Source organism: Brachybacterium sp. J153 (assembly GCF_036311905.1).
Classification (GTDB): domain Bacteria; phylum Actinomycetota; class Actinomycetes; order Actinomycetales; family Dermabacteraceae; genus Brachybacterium.
The window spans coordinates 221,786-240,189 of sequence record NZ_JAZDCH010000025.1; the positions used below are offsets into that span (position 1 = coordinate 221,786).

The 18,404-nt window shown below is 73.0% G+C and carries 14 protein-coding genes; 7 read left to right on the top strand and 7 right to left on the bottom strand.

Annotation, left to right across the window (positions count from 1 at the left end):
* The first annotated feature begins 58 nt into the window (after window positions 1-58).
* The 3 genes from pepN (at window position 59) to V1258_RS12525 (ending at window position 4,187) form a co-directional block, all read left to right on the top strand.
* Entirely contained in the window at window positions 59-2,608 is a 2,550-nt protein-coding gene (gene pepN, locus V1258_RS12515) for an aminopeptidase N (protein ID WP_329749991.1), read from the top strand.
* Between the two features lie 104 nt (window positions 2,609-2,712).
* Entirely contained in the window at window positions 2,713-3,654 is a 942-nt protein-coding gene (locus V1258_RS12520) for a mechanosensitive ion channel family protein (protein ID WP_329749992.1), read from the top strand.
* Window positions 3,655-3,743: 89 nt separating this feature from the next.
* On the top strand, window positions 3,744-4,187 hold the full coding sequence (locus V1258_RS12525; protein ID WP_329749993.1) for a globin: 444 nt from the start codon (window positions 3,744-3,746) through the stop codon (window positions 4,185-4,187).
* A 55-nt stretch (window positions 4,188-4,242) separates the two neighbouring features.
* Here V1258_RS12525 and V1258_RS12530 read toward each other — a convergent pair whose 3' ends face one another.
* On the bottom strand, window positions 4,243-4,758 hold the full coding sequence (locus tag V1258_RS12530; protein ID WP_329749994.1) for an acyl-CoA thioesterase: 516 nt from the start codon (window positions 4,756-4,758) through the stop codon (window positions 4,243-4,245).
* 32 nt (window positions 4,759-4,790) lie between these two features.
* Here V1258_RS12530 and V1258_RS12535 point away from each other — a divergent pair, with 32 nt between their 5' ends.
* The gene (locus tag V1258_RS12535) at window positions 4,791-5,723 is read left to right on the top strand and encodes an acyl-CoA thioesterase (RefSeq protein WP_329749995.1); all 933 of its coding nucleotides are present in this window, start codon (window positions 4,791-4,793) and stop codon (window positions 5,721-5,723) included.
* A gap of 13 nt (window positions 5,724-5,736) precedes the next feature.
* On the opposite strand, the gene V1258_RS12540 is transcribed toward V1258_RS12535, so the two are convergent.
* Together V1258_RS12540 and glgP are read right to left on the bottom strand one after the other, a co-directional pair.
* Window positions 5,737-7,053 (bottom strand): ABC transporter substrate-binding protein, encoded by a 1,317-nt coding sequence (locus V1258_RS12540; RefSeq protein ID WP_329749996.1) that lies wholly within the window; start codon window positions 7,051-7,053, stop codon window positions 5,737-5,739.
* Between the two features lie 39 nt (window positions 7,054-7,092).
* The gene (gene glgP, locus V1258_RS12545; protein ID WP_329749997.1) at window positions 7,093-9,651 is read right to left on the bottom strand and encodes an alpha-glucan family phosphorylase; all 2,559 of its coding nucleotides are present in this window, start codon (window positions 9,649-9,651) and stop codon (window positions 7,093-7,095) included.
* A gap of 289 nt (window positions 9,652-9,940) precedes the next feature.
* Here glgP and V1258_RS12550 point away from each other — a divergent pair, with 289 nt between their 5' ends.
* Entirely contained in the window at window positions 9,941-11,698 is a 1,758-nt protein-coding gene (locus V1258_RS12550) for a hypothetical protein (RefSeq protein ID WP_329749998.1), read from the top strand.
* A gap of 93 nt (window positions 11,699-11,791) precedes the next feature.
* Here V1258_RS12550 and ettA read toward each other — a convergent pair whose 3' ends face one another.
* The 4 genes from ettA to V1258_RS12570 form a co-directional block, all read right to left on the bottom strand.
* Entirely contained in the window at window positions 11,792-13,474 is a 1,683-nt protein-coding gene (gene ettA / locus V1258_RS12555; protein WP_329749999.1) for an energy-dependent translational throttle protein EttA, read from the bottom strand.
* Between the two features lie 129 nt (window positions 13,475-13,603).
* A complete protein-coding gene (locus V1258_RS12560) occupies window positions 13,604-14,194 on the bottom strand; it encodes a hypothetical protein (RefSeq protein WP_329750000.1) in 591 nt (196 codons plus the stop codon).
* A 52-nt stretch (window positions 14,195-14,246) separates the two neighbouring features.
* The gene (locus tag V1258_RS12565) at window positions 14,247-14,936 is read right to left on the bottom strand and encodes an HAD family hydrolase (RefSeq protein WP_329750001.1); all 690 of its coding nucleotides are present in this window, start codon (window positions 14,934-14,936) and stop codon (window positions 14,247-14,249) included.
* Window positions 14,933-16,066 (bottom strand): YlbL family protein, encoded by a 1,134-nt coding sequence (locus tag V1258_RS12570; RefSeq protein ID WP_329750002.1) that lies wholly within the window; start codon window positions 16,064-16,066, stop codon window positions 14,933-14,935. Before V1258_RS12570 ends, V1258_RS12565 begins: the two co-directional genes overlap by 4 nt.
* 136 nt (window positions 16,067-16,202) lie before the next feature.
* Here V1258_RS12570 and V1258_RS12575 point away from each other — a divergent pair, with 136 nt between their 5' ends.
* Complete coding sequence (locus V1258_RS12575; protein WP_329750003.1) at window positions 16,203-17,801, top strand: zinc-dependent metalloprotease; 1,599 nt, start codon at window positions 16,203-16,205, stop codon at window positions 17,799-17,801.
* On the top strand, window positions 17,791-18,378 hold the full coding sequence (locus V1258_RS12580) for an NUDIX hydrolase (RefSeq protein ID WP_329750004.1): 588 nt from the start codon (window positions 17,791-17,793) through the stop codon (window positions 18,376-18,378). Before V1258_RS12575 ends, V1258_RS12580 begins: the two co-directional genes overlap by 11 nt.
* The last annotated feature ends 26 nt before the right edge of the window (window positions 18,379-18,404 follow it).

Sequence of the window (18,404 nt, forward strand, 5' to 3'; positions counted from 1 at the left end):
CCGGGAGTCCGCTCCGACGGCCCCAGGTGACCCCCCGGTCAGTGGCAGGATGGTCACCATGTCCTCCGAGAACCTCACCCGCGACGAGGCCCGCAGCCGCGCCTCGTTCCTCAGCACCGACTCCTACGAGATCCGCCTGGACCTCACCACCGACGAGCGGACCTTCCTCACCGAGACCACGCTCCGCTTCCGCTCCTCGTCCACCGAGGAGACCTTCCTCGACCTGATCGCCGAGGAGGTGACCGAGATCGAGCTCAACGGCGAGCTGCTCGAGGACCCCGCCTCCCGCTTCGACGGCGCCCGGGTGCACCTGCCGGCCGTGCGCGAGGGCGAGAACACCGTGCGCATCCTCGCCGAGGGGCGCTACATGAACACCGGCGAGGGCCTGCACCGCTTCGTGGACCCGGTCGACGAGGAGGTGTACCTCTACACCCAGTTCGAGGTCTCCGACGCGCGGCGCATGTTCGCCTGCTTCGAGCAGCCCGACCTCAAGGCGACCTTCGCGCTGACCGTGACCGCCCCCGCCCACTGGCGGGTGATCTCCAACGCCCCCACCCCCGTCCCGACGCCCGGCGCCGAGGACACCGCGACCTGGGCCTTCGATCCCACGGAGCGGATGTCCACCTATCTGGTCGCGCTCATCGCCGGCGACTACCGCGGCGGCGAGGGCGCAGTCACCACCCGCGACGGGCGCACCATCCCGATGGGCGTCTTCGCCCGCGCCTCGCTCGCCGAGCACGTCGACGCGGACTACGTCATCGACGTGACCCGTCGCGGCATCGAGTTCTACGAGGAGGCCTTCGACCAGGACTTCCCGTTCCGCAAGTACGACCAGGTGTTCGTGCCGGAGTACAACATGGGCGCGATGGAGAACCCCGGCGCCGTCACCTACGTCGAGTCCTACGTGTTCCGCTCCGAGGTGTCCGACGCGATCCGCGAGCGGCGCGACCTCACGATCCTGCACGAGCTCGCGCACATGTGGTTCGGCGACCTCGTCACGATGCGCTGGTGGGACGACCTGTGGCTGAACGAGTCCTTCGCCGAGTACGCCTCGACCCTCGCCTCGGCCGAGGCGACCGACTGGACCGACTCCTGGACCACCTTCGCCGTCTCCGAGAAGGGCTGGGCCTACCGCCAGGACCAGCTGCCCTCGACCCACCCGATCGTCGCCGACATGGTCGACCTCGAGGCGGTCGAGACGAACTTCGACGGCATCACCTACGCCAAGGGCGCCTCGGTGCTGCGCCAGCTCGTCGCCTATGTGGGCCGCGAGGAGTTCTTCGCGGGCGTCCGCGCCTACTTCGCGAAGCACGCGTGGGGCAACACCGAGCTGCGCGATCTGCTCGTCGAGCTCGAGGCGACCTCCGGCCGCGACCTCACCTCCTGGTCGGCGCTGTGGCTGCAGACCGCCGGGGTGAACACCCTCTCCCCCGTCCTCGAGCAGGACGCCGACGGCACCCTCACCCGCTTCGCGATCGCGCAGACCGCCCCCGCGGAGCACCCCACCCTGCGCCCGCACCGCCTGCAGGTGGGCGGCTTCTCGCTCACGGGCGGCCGGCTCGAGCGCACCGAGAGCGTCGAGCTCGACGTCGACGGCGCCCTCACGGAGGTGCCCGCCCTCGTCGGGAAGCGCGCCGACCTGTGGCTCGTGAACGACGGCGACCTCGCCTACGCGAAGGTGCGCCTGGATCCCGCGTCCCTCACCGTCGCGATGGAGCACCTGCGCGACCTCGCGGACCCGCTGGCCCGCACCCTGCTGTGGTCCGCCGCCTGGGACATGGTGCGCGACGGCGAGCTGCCGAGCCGCCGCTTCCAGCAGCTCGTGCTCGCGAACCTCACGGGCGAGCAGTCCTCCTCCGTGATCCGCACCCTGCTGCAGCAGCTCGAGTCCGTCGCCGGCCCGTACGCCGCCGCGGCGGACCGCGCCGAGCGCACCGCCGCCGCGGCGTCCGCCCTGTGGGAGCTCACGGAACAGGCCGAGGCCGGGTCCGACACGCAGCTGCAGTGCCTCGAGGCGTTCGCGCGCCTCGCGAGCACCGACCCGCACCGGGAGATCCTCGCCGGTCTGCTCGCCGGCGAGCGCACCCTCCCCGGCCGCAGCATCGATACCGACCTGCGCTGGAAGCTCGTCATCGCGCTCACGGCCCTCGGCGGCCTCGACGACGCGGGGATCGACGCGGTCCTCGCGACCGACGACACGCAGTCGGGCCGCAAGTCCGCCCTCACGGCGCGGGCCGCCCGCCCGACCGCCGCGGCGAAGGCCGAGGCGTGGCGGACCACGATGGAGCAGGACGAGCTCGCCAACGAGTCGGTCACGGCCGTCGTGCTCGGCTTCCGTCGCACGGCCGACGAGTCGCTGGTCGCGCCGTACCGTCGGCGCTACTTCGCGGCGCTGCGCCAGATCTGGGCGGAGCGCAGCAACGAGATCGCGAACCGGCTCGCGCAGGGCTACTTCCCCTCCGAGTTCGGCGGTCAGACGGTGCTGGACGACGCCGACTCGTGGCTCGAGGAGAACGAGGACGCGCCCTTCGGCCTGCGCCGCATCGTCGTCGAGGGCCGCGACACCGTCGCCCGTCAGGAGCGGGTCCGCGCCGCCGACCGCGACTGAGCACCCGCACCCCGCAGGCCCGCCCCGCATCGTGAGCAGTCGCACGGCGCCGGGGCGGGCCTCCGTCACGGACAGCGGCCAGGGGCGGACGTTACCGTGGCGGCATGCCTGATCTGACCCCGCTGCTCTCCGCCCCGAGCGCCGACGAGGCGCTGAACGTCATGGACTCGCTGCTGCGCTGGCTGCTCACCAGCGGCGTGCGGATCGTCGTGGTGCTGGTCGCCGCGGCCATCATCAGCGGCGTCGTGGCATGGCTGCTGCGCCGCTTCTTCCGCACCATGGCGGACTCGTCGACGAAGCTGTCCTCGGTGACCGGCGCCGTCGTCCGGCGCGACGCCCGTGCGCAGAAGGCCGCGCAGGCCCGTCGGGAGCAGCGCGCCGAGACCCTCTCGAACGTCGCGATCAACGTGGCCCGGATGGTGATCTGGGCGGTCGCCCTGGTGATGGTCCTGTCGGAGCTGGGCGTCAACATCGCCCCGGTCATCGCCTCGCTCGGCGTGATCGGCCTCGCCGCCGGCATCGGCGCGCAGACCATCATCAAGGACGTCGTCGCGGGCATCGTGATGCTCTTCGAGGACATCGTCGCGGTCGGCGACTACGTGGATCTCGAGTACGCCGAGGGCACCGTCGAGGGGATCAACCTGCGCGTCACGCAGGTGCGCGGCATCGACGGCGCCCTGTGGACGGTCCGCAACGGCGAGATCATCCGCATCGGCAACCGGTCCCGCGGCTTCTCCAACGCCGTGGTCACCCTGGACATCGACGCCGGCGCCGACGACGAGCAGGTCACCGCCGTGCTCGAGCAGGTCACCGCCGAGCTCGCGGCCGACGAGACGTGGAAGCCCGTGATCCTGGGCCCCGCAGACGTCTCCGGCATGCTGGGCGTGGACGGCACCCGCTACCAGCGCCGGGTGATCATCCAGACCGCCCCCGGCGAGCAGTGGGCGCTCGAGCGGGAGCTGCGCGGCCGGATCCGCACCGCCTTCGCGAGCGCCGACATCGCCTTCGCGGTGCCCCGCTTCGTGGACGCCGTCAAGCCCGCCTGATCGCTTCCACCCGCCCCGACCCGTATCGTCCCGTCCCGTTTCGTGTCATCTCGTCCCGCATCGTCACCCCAGAGTCCCGGAGGACCCCCATGACCGGAGATCCCGCAGCACAGATCAGCTTCTACGAGGCGGTGGGCGGCGAGCCCACCTTCCTCGCCCTCGTGGACCGCTTCTACGCGGGCGTCGCGGAGGATCCGCTGCTGCGGCCGATGTACCCCGAGGAGGACCTCACCGGGGCGAAGCACCGCCTGGCGACCTTCCTCGCCCAGTACTGGGGCGGTCCGAAGACCTACGGCGCCGAGCGCGGCCACCCCCGGCTGCGGATCCGCCACGGGGTCTTCCCCGTCTCCCCCACGGCCCGCGACGCGTGGCTCGGGCACATGCGCGACGCGGTCGACTCCCTCGAGCTCGCGCCCCTGCATCGCGAGACCCTGTGGGACTACCTCGAACGGGCCGCGCACTCCCTGGTCAACACGGTCGACGGCGGCCGGGCGCCGATGGCGGGTCAGACCGTCCCCGATCAGCTCTCCTGACCCGTCGGGGGCTCGACTCCCTCGGCCACCGGGCCGGCGGCCGCTCATGCCGCGCTCAGTCGCGGAAGACGAGCCCCTCGCCGGTGAAGGGCGCGAGGCGTTCGCGAGAGTCCGCATCGAGCCGCACCGGCCGGCCGCTGACCGCGTCGACCATCACCACGACGGTGCGGGCCCGCGCGTAGGGCGAGGTGCCGCCCGGATCGTCGCGGGTGAGCACGAGGTAGTCGACCGCGATCGACGCCCCGCCGAGGCGGGAGATCCACAGGCGCACCACGGCTCCGTCGCGCCGGTGCCCGAGCATGCGCGTGTACACGATGCGCTGCGAGGCGATCACCGTGGAGACCGGCGCATCGGTGCCGCCGCCCGGGAGCGGGGCGATCGCCGCCGGGGCGCCCAGGGCGATCTGCTCGGCGGGCGCGAGCCAGAAGGCCGCGATGCGGGCCTCCTCGAGCAGGCGCACCATCGCGGCGTTGTTCACGTGCCCGTAGGCGTCCAGATCGGTCCAGCGGACGGGGACGGTGACGTCCACGGCGGTGTCGGGGGCGGCGGGGGCCGCAGCGGAGGAAGCCATGCCGTCCATCGTATGACCAGTACGATCGGCCCATGAGCACCCCCGTCCCGGATCCCTCCGCCGTCGTCGCCGGACTCGTCGACCTGCTCGACCTGCGCCCGCTCGAAGTGGACCCCGCCCTCTCGGCCCCGACCACCGTCGCCGCCTTCGAGGGCGACTCCAACCCTCAGCCGGGCGGTCACGTCTTCGGCGGGCAGGTGATGGGCCAGGCGGTCACCGCGGTGGGCCGCACCACCCCGGAGGGCCGACGGATCCACTCGATGTACTCCTACTTCCTCGCGCCCGGCGACCCGCAGCATCCGATCCGCTTCCAGGTGGACGCGCTGCGGGACGGCGGCTCCTTCTCGGTGCGGCGCGTGCTCGCCACCCAGCCGGGCCGCACGGCCGACGAGGGCGAGCGCACGATCCTCGCGATGACCGCCTCCTTCCAGGAGGAGCAGGACGGCCTGGAGCACTCCGAGCACGCGCCCGAGGCCCCCGACCCCGACGGGCTGCCGACGACCGCGGAGGTCCTCGCCGGCATCGATCACCCGGTGGCCCGCTACTGGTCCACGCAGCGACCGATCGACATCCGGCACGTGACCGACCCGATCTACCTGCGACCCGATGCGAACGGCGGCGCGAGCGACACGCAGATGGTGTGGATGCGCACCCTCGCGCCCGTCGCCGCCGACGCCCTGGTGCACGATGCGATCCTCGCCTTCGCGAGCGACTACACGCCCTTCGAGCCGATCCTGCGCCGGCAGGGGCTGAGCTGGATGACCCCGGGACTGAAGATGGCGACCATCGACCACGCCATCTGGTGGCACCGGCACGTGCGGGCCGACGAATGGCTGCTCTACGTGCAGCGCTCGCCCAGCGCCGCGGGTGGGCGCGGGCTCACCCACGGTCAGGTCTTCGACCGGGCCGGCGACCTGGTCGCGACGGTCACCCAGGAGGGCATGATCCGCGCTCGCGGCGCCTGATCCCGCGAGCGGATCAGCCGACGGCCGCCTCGGCCGCCGCCTGCGCGCGGGGCATCGCCTCGGCGGCGGCGGCCTCCCCGCGGAACACCTCCGCGATCACGCCGAGCGCCGCCGCGGTGCCCTCGGCCGAGCGCAGCCCGTGCTCGGGCGCGGCGACCTCCTCGGGGGCGCCGATCGCGCTGACGTCCACGCCCTGCTCGGACCAGGCCTGTTCCCAGGCGCTGCGCAGATCTCGATGACCGGGGATGCCGATCCGGTTCTCGGCCAAGGGCCGCTGGCCGTCGACCGTGCCGAGCCAGCTCATCAGCTCGCCGATCGCCGCCTCGCGGTCCTCGTCGTCCGGGTCGACCGCGACGGCGGCGACCGCGTGGACCAGCGGACGCGCCCCGCGCGGGCCGGGGATCACCGGATGGACGGACCACGGGAAGCTCTGGGCGATCCCGTCGCCCAGGGTGCCGAGATCGTAGGTGCCGGTCTGGAGCAGGCCCAGGCGTCCCTCGAGGAAGAGGTTCCGGCAGCGCGCGGGGTCCTGGGTGGTCTCGGTGCCGTCGGGGGCGAGGGACGAGGTGGTGAGATCGGCGAGGTACTGGATCGCGGCGACCGCCTCGGCGGAGTCGAGCGTGAAGGCACCCTCCTCGTCCTGCCAGCGCCCGCCCTGTCCGGCCACGAACGGGCCCAGCACGGCGCTGCGGTCCAGGTGCGCACCGAAACCGAAGGCGGTGCGGGAGGCGGCATCGAATCCCTCGTCGCCGGGGTGGCGGCCCTCGCCGTCGACCGTGATCGCGCGGGCGAGATCCCGGAGAGCGTCGGAGGGGGCGCCCGGCTCCGCGCCGAGGGCGGTGGCATCGCCCCCGGCACCGGAGACGAGATCGTCGTGCGCCACGAGTAGCGACTGGTCGGAGTACTGCGGCACGCCCCACAGGGCACCGTCGACGGTGTACTGGTCCGCGGCGATCTGATCCCACTGACCGACCACCGATCCGACCATCGGCCCCGCCTCGAGGAGATGATCCCCCTCGATCGCCGCGGCGAGGTTCGCCGTGTTCATCCAGATCACATCCGGAAGGGTGCCGGCCGCGGCGTCGAGCGGCATCTGCTTCCAGTAGTCATCCCAGGTCAGCACCTCGACCTCGACCGTCACGCCGGTCGACTCGGTGAACGCCGCGAGGGAGATGGCGTAGGCCGAGGCCGCCTGCTCGCTCCACACCCGCATCCGGAGGGCGTCCCCCTCCTCCAGCTCGGGAGCGGGCCGGGAACAGGCGGAGAGCGCCCCGACCCCGGCCAGTCCCGTCGCAGCGGTGGTGAGCAGGAACTGGCGACGGGTCGGCACGGGGTCGGGACCTTCCGGGTGGGGTGCTGCGGGCGGCGCTCAGGCGGTGGCGACCAGCCCGAGCTCGGCGCGATGGGCGAGCACCGGATGCTGCGGGGTGACCCGCACGGTGAAGCCCACCTCGCCGGGGACGGCGAGCGCGAGGCGGGCGGTGTGGCGTCCGTCCTCCGCGCGCTGCAGCGGGATCAGCTGCGGGTCGATGATCTCACCCTCGGCGCCGATCGGGCCCAGGACCGCCTCGACGAGGACGTCCTCGTCACGCAGCCCGCCGAGCTCGACCTCGGCCGCGAGGGTCACCTCGGCGCCCGTGGTGACCGCCCCGGAGCCCGCACCCTCGAGCGTCGCCGAGCGCACCGCCACCTGGGACCAGGCGGCCTGCACGGCGTCCTTCCACGCGGTGAACGACCCTCCCAGCGCCGGATCGGCGTGGAAGGCGGAGGCCGCGCGCGCTGCCGGCAGGTAGAGATCGGTGACGTAGTCGCGGACCATGCGGGCGGCGGTGATCTGCGGGGCGACCGAGACCAGCGAGGCCCGGACCTTGGTCATCCAGCCGCGCTGCAGCCCGCGCGCGTCGCGCTCGTAGAACAGCGGCACGATGCGGTTCTCGAGGATCTCGTAGAGGGCCTCCGCCTCGAGGCGGTTGCGCTCGCCCTGGTCGGGCAGATCCGCGGTGGGGATGGTCCATCCGGCCGTGTCGTCCTTCATCTCGTCCCACCAGCCGTCGGAGATGGAGAAGGTGAGACCGCCGTTGAGGACCGCCTTCATGCCCGAGGTGCCCGAGGCCTCCTCGGGGCGGATCGGGTTGTTCAGCCACACGTCGGAGCCGGCGATCAGCACCGAGGCCATGCGGATGTCGTAGTCCGGAAGGAAGACGATGCGGTGACGCACGCCGTGGTCGTCGGCGAACTGCACCAGCTGCTGGAGGAACTCCTTGCCGGGGCGGTCGGCGGGATGGGACTTCCCGGCGATCACGAACTGGACGGGGCGGTCCTCGTCCAGCAGGATGCGCCGCAACCGCTCCGGATCGCTCAGCATCAGCGTGAGGCGCTTGTAGGTGGAGACACGGCGGGCGAAGCCGATCGTGAGGGCGCGCGGATCGAGGATCGACTCGGTCCAGGCGAGTTCCGCCTCGTCGGCTCCGCGGCGTAGCCATGCCCGCTTCACATGGGCCCGGGCCATGTCCACGAGCTCCTCCCGCAGCGCGTCCCGCGCATCGGTGAGGTCGTGATCGGTGAGGGTCGACAGCGCGGACCAGTCGGACATCGCGGAGATGTCGACGTCGCCGAGCGCCTTCTTGTAGAGGTCGTCCATGTGCGCCGAGGTCCAGGTACGGCGGTGCACGCCGTTGGTCACCGAGGTGATCGGCACCTCGGGCACGTCGAAGCCCGGGTAGAGGTCCTGGAACATGCCGCGGGAGACGGCGCCGTGGAGCTTCGCGACCCCGTTGGAGCGCTGGGCGATGCGGAAGCCGAGGTGCGCCATGTTGAAGATCTCGCCGCCCTCCTCGGTCCCGAGGGCGAGGGACGCCTCGACGGGGAGCGCCGGGATCAGGCGGGAGATCCCCGACTCGTCGGCGTCGAGGTAGCCGCGCAGCTCCTGGGCCGCGAAGCGGTCGATGCCCGCGGGGACGGGGGTGTGCGTGGTGAAGACGGTCCCGGCGCGCACCTCGGCGACGGCCTCGGCGAAGCTCGCGCCGGCCTGCATCAGCTGGCCGACCCGCTCGAGGCCGGAGAAGCCGGCGTGGCCCTCGTTGAGGTGGAAGACAGTGGGCGCGGGGTGGCCGGTCGCCGCGGCGAAGGCGGCGACGGCGCGCACGCCGCCGATGCCCAGGACGATCTCCTGGACGATGCGGTGCTCGTGGTCGCCGCCGTAGAGGCGGTCGGTGATCTGGCGCGCCTCCTCGTCGTTGGCCTCGACGTTCGTGTCGAGCAGGAGCAGCGGGATACGACCCACCTGCGCGACCCAGAGCGCGATGGCGACCTCGCGACCGCCCGGGAGGGTGACGGAGACGGTGACCTGCTCGCCGTCGGCGCCGCGGACCTCGCTCACGGGGAGCTCGGCGGGATCGTTGAGCTTGTACTCCTCCTGCTGCCAGCCGCTGCGGTCCAGGGACTGCGAGAAGTAGCCCCACTGGTAGAGCAGGCCGATCGCGACCAGCGGCACGCCGAGGTCGGAGGCGGACTTGAGGTGGTCGCCGGCGAGGATGCCGAGGCCGCCGGAGTAGATCGGGAGGGTCGGGGTGATGCCGAACTCCATCGAGAAGTACGCGATCGCCGGGGTGCCGACGCCGTTCGCGGGCACGGTGCGCTGGAACCAGCGGCCCGAGTCGAGATAGGTGCGCAGGTCGCCGGACTCCGCGCGCATGCGGGCGAGGAAGGTCTCGTCGTGCGCGGCCTCGTCAAGACGGCCCGCGGGGACCCGCGGGAGCATCGCGATGGGGTTGCCGCCGCTCGCGGAGAACGCTTCGGGGTCGAGGCTGCGGAAGAGGTCGACGGTCTGGCGGCGCCAGGTCCAGCGCAGGTTCAGCGCGAGGTCGCGCAGGGGCTCGAGGACTCTCGGGAGGGCGGAGGACACCGTGATCGTGGAGATCGGCTTCATGGCACGAGAGTACCCGAGGAGTCGGGGTCGGCTTGCACTGATCTTGCGGAGCGTCGAACGCGGCCACGAGCTGCGAGTTACGCCTGTCCACCTGCAACGATGTTCTCCCGTCACACCCCGCCGACGCTCCTTCCGGCCCAGATTTCTGCAAGTTCTTTCCAGCGGCTTCGTCCGGACTGACCACCCTCTCCATCCACCGCGCACCCCGGGGAGGTCTCCGGCCTGCCACAATGTCTGGTCGAGGCATCAGGGGTGGGGACCCGTCAGGCACCGTCAGGGAGGACGTCCGATGAGGATCGGGACGAATACGGGGGAGATCGTCGAGATCCCCGAGGACACGATCGATCTCTCCGAGCGTCTGGATCCCGTCCGCACCCTGCTGCGTCGCATCGCGGGCGGGGATCATCGCGCCGCCCGCGGCCTCGTCGACCTCCTGGCGCCCCGGGTCCACGGCCTCGCAGTGCAGGTCACGGGGTCCTCCGCCCGTGCCGAGCGGATCTCGATCGCCGTGCTGCGCTCGTGCCTGCGCGATGCGGCGCAGCTCGCGACGGGAGGGCTCCCCGGGGAGGTGGCGGTGCTCGATCGGGCGCGCCGCGCCGCGGTCTCGACCTCCCCGCGCGGCACCGTGCGTTCCCTGATCTCCCCGGAGGACGCCGCGGACCGCACCCGCGACCGTCGGGAGATCGAGGTGCAGCGGGTCCTCCTGACCCTGCCCCCTGCCGATCGCGCCCTGGTGGAGTCCGCCGCGCAGGGCCGCTTCCCCTACCCGGCGAGCGACCGGGAGGACGCGGCGACGGTCCTGGCCGAGGCACTGGAGCGCCTGGTGCCCTCGGGACCGCTGGCCGAGCCCGAGTCGGGGTCACGCGCCGTCCGGGCCCTCGCCGCCCTGGACGCCCTCGCCCTCGCCACCGCGGAGGAGCAGGCGCGGCTGACGCGCCTGTCGTCCTCCGGGGAGACCGTGCTGATCCATCGGCGAGCGATCGAGGCGGCGGCCCGGCTGACGCTGCTGACCGCGGTGACGCCCAGCCGGGATCTGCGCGTCCCCGTCCTCGAGGGCTTCCCGGCGGCGCACCTCGGGAGCCCCGCGGGCCCGACCGGCGGCGACGGGACGACGGGGTCCGTCCCCGCGGCGCGTCCCGGCCCGGCCGCGGGCACGGGCCCGACCGCCCCGTCCGGCACGACCGCTGGCCCCGCGCCGTCCGCTCCGTCGGCCGGCACCGCTCGGTCCGCTCTGTCCGCCCCGTCCGCCGGCGCTGCGCCCTCGGCGCCGTCGGCGTCCGCCGCCCACCCTGCGCCCGCCGTCCCGTCAGCCGCGATCGCCCCGGGGCCGGAGGCGCCCTATCGCGGCTCCTATGCGACACCGGTGCTGGGCACCGACAGCCAGCGCCGCCTGGTGGGGCCGCCCGCCGTGGCCGGGACCCGGCTGGGCTCCGCGTCGCTGGCCTCCCCCGCCACTCCGCTGCCTTCCCCGGACGCTGTCCCCGACGGCAGGGAGTCCGGGGCCGCCGCCCCCGCCTTCGCCTACACGGGATCCGCGCAGGGCGACCGGAGCCGGCGACGCCGACGCGCCGAGGCGCGGGCCGCCCGCCGCCGCCCGCGCGGCGCGCCGTGGATCTCGCGCACCCTCGCGGTGCTGGGGCTGATCGGTGCGCTCGTGCTCGGCCTGCTGCTGCTCGAGGCCCGCGACGATCTCGCCCGCACGGAGGAGTTCAGCGCCGCCTGGGCCGCGCAGAGCATGGACCCGAGCGCCCGGTTCGTTCCGGGCGTGAGCGACAACGGCACCTGGCAGGCGGTCCTCACCGACACCGAGCTCGCCCTGCGCGCCGAGGGCGTGCGCGGGTACGACGGCGAAGTGCTGCAGTTGTGGGGCGAGCAGGACGGGGCGCTGCAGGACCTCGGTGTGCTCGAGCTGCAGACCGACGGCACGATCGAGCTGATCGCGGAGCAGGGGGTCGAGCGTCTCCTGGTCACGCGCGAGATGTCGCCGCAGAACATGTCCGGCACCCCGTCCGAGCGGATCGTGGCGAGCCTCGACCCCGCGCACTGAGCCGGCGTCCCGGAGGCCTGCCCCGGGGACGACGGAGGGGCACCGCCGCTCGGCGATGCCCCTCCTCCGTTCCGGGCCGCGGCCCGGTGCGGATCAGTCGCGAGTCAGGCGGCGATAGGTGACGCGGTGCGGTCGCGCCGCGTCCTCGCCCAGTCGCTCGACCTTGTTCTTCTGGTAGGACTCGAAGTTGCCCTCGTACCAGTACCAGTTCGAGGGGTTCTCCTCGGTGCCCTCGTAGGCCAGGATGTGCGTCGCGACGCGGTCGAGGAACCAGCGGTCGTGGGAGACGACCACGGCGCAGCCGGGGAACTCCAGCAGGGCGTTCTCGAGCGAGCCGAGGGTCTGCACGTCGAGGTCGTTGGTCGGCTCGTCGAGGAGCAGCACGTTGCCGCCCTGCTTGAGGGTGAGCGCGAGGTTGAGACGGTTGCGCTCGCCGCCCGAGAGGACGCCGGCCTTCTTCTGCTGGTCCGGCCCCTTGAAGCCGAACTGGGAGACGTAGGCGCGCGAGGGGATCTCGACCTTGCCGACCTGGATGAAGTCCAGCCCGTCGGAGACGACCTCCCAGAGGTTCTTCTCCGGGTCGATGTTCTCGCGGTTCTGGTCGACGTAGCTGATCTGGACGGTGTCGCCGATCTTCAGATCGCCGCCGTCCAGCGGCTCGAGGCCGACGATGGTCTTGAACAGCGTGGTCTTGCCGACGCCGTTGGGACCGATGACGCCGACGATGCCGTTCGGGGGGAGCGAGAAGGACAGGCCGTCGATGAGGGTGCGGTCGCCGAAGCCCTTCTGCAGGTCCTTGGCGTTGATCACCACGTTGCCCAGGCGCGGGCCCGGCGGGATGGTGATCTCCTCGAAGTCGAGCTTGCGGGTCTTCTCCGCCTCCGCGGCCATCTCCTCGTAGCGGGCCAGACGCGCCTTGGACTTGGCCTGGCGGCCCTTCGCCGAGGAGCGCACCCACTCCAGCTCCTCCTTGAGGCGCTTGGCGAGCTTGGCGTCCTTCTTACCCTGGACCTGCAGGCGCTCCTCCTTCTTCTCCAGGTAGGTGGAGTAGTTCCCCTCGTAGGGGTAGAGGTGCCCGCGGTCGACCTCGGCGATCCACTGGGCGACGTGGTCGAGGAAGTAGCGGTCGTGGGTGACGGCGATGACGGCGCCCTCGTACTGCTGCAGGTGCTGTTCGAGCCAGAGCACGCTCTCGGCGTCAAGGTGGTTGGTGGGCTCGTCCAGCAGCAGCAGGTCGGGCTTCTCCAGCAGCAGCTTGCACAGCGCCACGCGGCGGCGCTCACCCCCGGAGAGGTGGGTCACCGCCTCGTCGCCGGGCGGGCAGCGCAGCGCGTCCATCGCCTGCTCGAGCTGCGAGTCGAGGTCCCAGCCGTTCGCGGCGTCGATCTCGGTCTGGAGCTTGCCCATCTCCCCCATGAGGGCGTCGAAGTCCGCATCGGGCTCCGCCATCTCCTCACCGATCGCGTTGAAGCGCTGCACCTTCCGGTACAGGTCGCCCATGCCCTCCTGGACGTTCTCCAGGACGGTCTTGGACTCGTCGAGCGGGGGCTCCTGCAGCAGGATGCCGACGGTGTAGCCGGGGCTGAGCCGCGCCTCGCCGTTGGAGGGCTGGTCCAGGCCCGCCATGATCTTCAGGATCGTCGACTTGCCGGCGCCGTTGGGGCCGACCATGCCGATCTTCGCGCCCGGGTAGAAGCTCATGGAGACGTCATCGAGGATGACCTTGTCGCCCACGGCCTTGCGGGCCTTGTACATCGTGTAGATGAACTCTGCCAATGTGGTGTCCTTGTCGAAGCGTGGTCGGGGTGCGGGGGTCTCACCGGCGCGCCGCGGAGCGGTGCCGCACGGGAGTCGTCACGGTGCCCGACTCTACCGTCCCGCCACGGCAACGGGTCCCCGCGGGACCTACTGCGCTCCCGCGGGCTCGAGCCCCGCGGCGAGGGCCACCGCCGCGAGCGTGTTGAGGACCCACCAGGACGCGAAGAACCACACCGCGGCCGAGGCCCCGCCCGCGAGCAGGAGCGCCCCGGCCCGACGTCGTCCGTGCGAGCCGCCGAGGAGCGCGAGGGCTGCTCCGGCCCCGACGGCCCCAACCACGGGGACGGCCAGCACGATCCCGCCGAGATCGAGCAGCGACCCGAGCGTGAAGAAGCCCACCACGGCCAGCAGGACCAGCAGCGCTCCCGCGAGCACCGCTCCCCCGACCCCGGCGATCAGACGATGGCTCCGCTCGACCGCATCGGGGACCAGGGTCGCCGTCAGCAGGATCATCAGCGAGAGCATCCCGATCAGCACCCCGACGACGAACAGCATCAGGGGCAGGGTCGAGACGCCGTATCCGAAGGCCGGACCGTACGTCGCGCGGGCGAGGACGGCGCCCACCAGCGCCGCAGCGGTCGCGAGCAGTTGCAGCCACCCGGCGAGGCCCAACGAGGCGGGGCCCAGCGAGGCGCGGCCGACGGGCGGTGCGGGGTGCGGCAGGGTGCGCGGCGGCACGGCGTCGTGCTGCACCCGGCGGGACGGAGGGGGGACCGGCGGGCCACTCATCTCAGTCCACCAGCACGCCGCGCTCGGCGAGGATGCGACGCGCGATCACCGTGCCGTGCTCACCGCCCTCGCCGGTCTCCTCGCCGTTCCGGGGCCAGCGGTGGGCGTGGAGGCCGAGCGCACGGGCCGCCTCGACGTTGTCGGCGCGGTCGTCGAAGAACACGACGGCCGAGGGGATCGACACCCCGCCGGTCTCGTGCGCGAGGGCGTCGAGCAGGATCCGGTAGATCTCGGCATCGGGCTTCATCACCTTCTCCTCCGCGGAGATCACCGCGAAGGAGAACGCCTCGAACCAGTCGGTGCGGCGCACTGCCTCGCCGAAGGAGGCGGAGGCGTTCGACAGCAGCACCAGGCGCACCCGCGCCCGGGCGAGGTCGTGGATCAGCTCGCGGGAGGCAGGGTCCAGGCGCAGGAAGTAGCGGTTGTCGGCGTCCTGCAGCTCCTCGATCTCCGCGGCCGTCAGCGAGTCGACGCCGACGGCGGCGGCGACCGCGCCCCAGTACTCCGCCGGGCTGGTCCGGCCCTCGTCGTAGGCCGGGCGGTGCGCCCACAGCGCCTCGGTGAGGACGGCGGGATCCCCGCCGAGCAGCTCGTGGAGGTCCGGGACCGGGTCGTGCCCGGCGGAGAGCACTCCCCCGAAGTCGAAGACGACGGTGGGGCTCGGCGGGGTGCGGCGGCGGTTCCTGCTCACTTCTCGATCACGTCCTCACAGGTGACCAGGCCCTCGGTGGAGCCGGTCTCGGCGATGGTCTCGGTGGCCTCGACGGCCTGGTCGAAGGTCTCCACGGCGACGACCTCGAGGCCGTCGGGCTCGTAGCCGATGACCTCCTGGCAGTTCGCGGCGGGCGCGAGGAAGAAGTCGGCGCCGGTGTCGGACGCGCCGACCATCTTCTGGCGGATCCCGCCGATCCCGCCGACGCCGCCGTCGGCCGCGATGGTGCCGGTGCCGGCGATCGACTGCCCGCCCGTGAGCGCCCCCGGAGTCAGCTCGTCGTAGACGGCGAGGGAGAAGATCATCCCGGCGCTGGGACCGCCGATGTCGCCGACGGCGAGGTCCACCTCGAAGGGGAACTCGTAGCCGTCGGAGAGCACGATCCCGAGCCGCGCGGTGCCGTCGGCCTCCTCGGCGGGGACCTCCAGCTCGAGCTCCTCGCCGTCGCGGCGCACGGTCATCGCGACCGGGCCGGCGGGGTCGGCGGCGCGGATCAGGGTGCGGAAGCCCTCGAGGTCCGCGGAGGTCTGCCCGCCGACGGAGACGATCACGTCGCCGGGCTCGAGGGTCCCGTCGGCGGGGCCCTCCTCCTCGACACCGGCGACGAGCACGGCGGGCTCGTACTCGATGTCGAGCGCGTCGAGCGCGACGGCGACCGCACCCTGCTGCGAGGTGCTCATCGAGGCGGTGTTCGTCAGCGTGGTCTGCTCGCGGGTCTGTCCCTCGGGGAAGACGGACTCCCGCGGCAGCACGGCCTGGCTGCGGTCGAACCAGGCTCGGATCACCTCGACGGGGGTGACGGTGTAGCCGGGACCGCCGTCGACCGAGACGGTGGTCATCATCAGCTCGCCCTCGGTGGGGTGGGTCTCGGCCCCGGAGATCACGAGGATCTGCTCCTCCTCGTACTCGCCGAGCACGTCGACGGCGGGGCCGGGCCGCTCGACGACATAGGGCACGGGGATCACCGAGGCGCCGACGATCATCGCGCACAGCAGCAGGAGGGAACCGATCGCCCAGCCCGGCCGGGCCAGCTGCGCCTCCTCGAGCCAGCGGTCGCCGAGGGCGCGGGCCCGGCGGAGTCGGGTGGGTCGGGAGGGGTCGGAGCTCACCCGGACATTGTGCCCCAGGGCCCGCGCGGGATCGGGGCGGGAGCGGATTGCGCTGTGGGCGGAGCGGCCGGGCGCGCCCTGCCCGGCCCCAGCCCCGCTCGGTACGCTGAGCGCCCACGCACTGCAGGAGGTGGCCATGACCGACGGCCCGATCCCGGGCGGCCCCGGGAACATGGACGAGGAGGCGCTGAAGCGCTTCCTGAAGGAGACCTTCGGGGACGCGCTGCCCGACGGGGCGCTCGACGGGGTCGACCTCTCGGCCCTCGCCCAGCAGGCGAACCTGCCGCAGGACCCGGCGCATCTGCGCGCCGCCGCCGCGCAGATGCAGCATCTCTTCGCCTCGCAGGGCGACGGCCCCGTGAACTGGCAGATGGCCGAGGACCTCGCCCGTCGCACCGCCGCGGGCCAGACCGGCGTGCCGGGGCTGCCGGAGCCCGTCGGCTCCCCCGGTGACCCGACGCCCTCCGCCGCGACCGTCGCCGAGCTGCGCCAGGCGGCGCAGGTCGCTCGGCTGTGGCTGGACCCGGTGCTCGCGATCGACGTGCCCTCCGCGGAGCTGGGGGTGTTCAGCCGCGGCACCTGGCTGGTGCGCACCCTGCCGCACTGGAAGGGCATCGTCGAGCCGGTCGCGAAGTACATGGCGGGCGCCATCGGCGAGGCCATCGCCGCGCAGATGGGCGAAATGGGCCGGATGGACGGGGTGGCTGCCTCGGGTCTGCCCGGCGGCGATCCCGCCGCGATGATGGAGCGGATCGGCGGCACCCTGTTCGGGGTGCAGTTCGGCCACGCGATCGGCTCCCTCGCCCGGGAGGCCTCCGGCACCACCGACCTCTCGCTGCCGCTGGGCCGGGAGGGCGAGCCCGCCCTGGTCGCCGCGAACGTCGAGGACCTCATCTCCGCGCACTCCCTGGACCCCGGCGCCGCGCGCATCTTCCTCGCCGCCCGCGAGATCGCGCACACCGCTCTCTTCTCCGCCGCGCCCTGGCTGGGGAAGGCGCTGTTCTCGGCGATCGAGGACTACGCCCGCGGCATCACGCTGGACCTCGACGCCCTCGACGAGATGGTCAGCGGCCTGGACCTCTCCGATCCGCAGGCGCTGCAGGCGAGGCGCCCGGAGGAGATGTTCGTCTTCACCCGGCGCGCCTCCCAGGAGCGCGCCCTCGAGGAGCTCGCCACGACCCTCGCCCTCGTCGAGGGGTGGGTCGACCACGTCACCACCCGGGCGCTGGAGGGCAAGATCCCGCACCTGGACGCGCTGCGGGAGGTGCTGCGGCGGCGCCGCGTCGCCGGCAGCCCCGCCGAGCAGATGCTGTCCGGCACCGTCGGCATCGAGCTGCGGCCGCGGCAGGCCCGCGAGGCCCTCGCATGGTGGGACAGCGTGCTCGCGACCGAGGGCGAGCAGGCGCGCGAGGCCAAGTGGGACCACCCGGACCTGCTGCCCAGCGCCGAGATGCTCTCCGGTCGCCCGCAGGCTCCGCAGGAGGCGCCCGAGAGCGAGGAGTCCGGGGACCTGGCCGCCGTGGAGATCCCCTCGGACTTCGATGCGGAGCTCGCGCGGCTCCTCGCCGGCGAGGACCTCGGCAGCGCACCCCGCGAGGACGAGCAGGGCCGGGTGCTGCCCGAGGACCGGGACGGCTCCGCCGACGGGTCCGATGGGTCCGCCGACGGGCGGCCCGACGGCTCCGACGACGACACCGACGAGGGGTCCGAGGGCTCCGCCGACGATGACCGCTGAGGCCCTCGCGGAGATCGCCCGGGCCGCCACCGCGCCGTCGGGTCCGGAGCTGGCGTCGGAGTACGGCGACCTGTTGCGGGAGAATCCGCGGGCGTTGCACCGCGACGGCGGCCCGAGGCATCTCACGGCGAGCGCGATCGTGGTCGACGCCCCCGGCGAGCACGTCGCGCTGGTGTGGCATCGCAAGGGCCGCTTCTGGGTGCAGCCCGGCGGGCACCTCGAGGCGGGCGAGACCTCCTTCGAGGCGGCGGCGCGCCGCGAGGTCGCCGAGGAGACCGGGCTGGAGGACCTCGAGGCGGTCGGCGACGGCCCCGCCGTGCTGAACCGTCACGGACTCGATGCGGCCTTCGGCGCCTGCCATGAGCACTGGGACGTGCAGTACCTGCTGCGCACAAGACGCTCCGCGGCCGAGGAACCACTGCGGCCGAGCGAGGAGTCCCCCGAGGTGGTCTGGGTGCCGTGGCCCCTGCACGATCCGGGGGCCGCCGAGACGGCGACCCTGCCCGAGGGCACGGTGCCGGATCTCGCCGCGAACCTGCGGCGTCTCGGCCGGCACCTGGCGGCGCAGGGCGCCTGAGCCGCTCCCGGCTCCTGAACCGCTCT

Coding starts and splice junctions, on each gene's coding strand:
- pepN (WP_329749991.1), top strand. CDS start 59: ATGTCCTCCGAGAACCTCACCCGCGACGAGGCCCGCAGCCGCGCCTCG.
- V1258_RS12520 (WP_329749992.1), top strand. CDS start 2,713: ATGCCTGATCTGACCCCGCTGCTCTCCGCCCCGAGCGCCGACGAGGCG.
- V1258_RS12525 (WP_329749993.1), top strand. CDS start 3,744: ATGACCGGAGATCCCGCAGCACAGATCAGCTTCTACGAGGCGGTGGGC.
- V1258_RS12530 (WP_329749994.1), bottom strand. CDS start 4,758: ATGGCTTCCTCCGCTGCGGCCCCCGCCGCCCCCGACACCGCCGTGGAC.
- V1258_RS12535 (WP_329749995.1), top strand. CDS start 4,791: ATGAGCACCCCCGTCCCGGATCCCTCCGCCGTCGTCGCCGGACTCGTC.
- glgP (WP_329749997.1), bottom strand. CDS start 9,651: ATGAAGCCGATCTCCACGATCACGGTGTCCTCCGCCCTCCCGAGAGTC.
- V1258_RS12550 (WP_329749998.1), top strand. CDS start 9,941: ATGAGGATCGGGACGAATACGGGGGAGATCGTCGAGATCCCCGAGGAC.
- V1258_RS12575 (WP_329750003.1), top strand. CDS start 16,203: ATGACCGACGGCCCGATCCCGGGCGGCCCCGGGAACATGGACGAGGAG.
- V1258_RS12580 (WP_329750004.1), top strand. CDS start 17,791: ATGACCGCTGAGGCCCTCGCGGAGATCGCCCGGGCCGCCACCGCGCCG.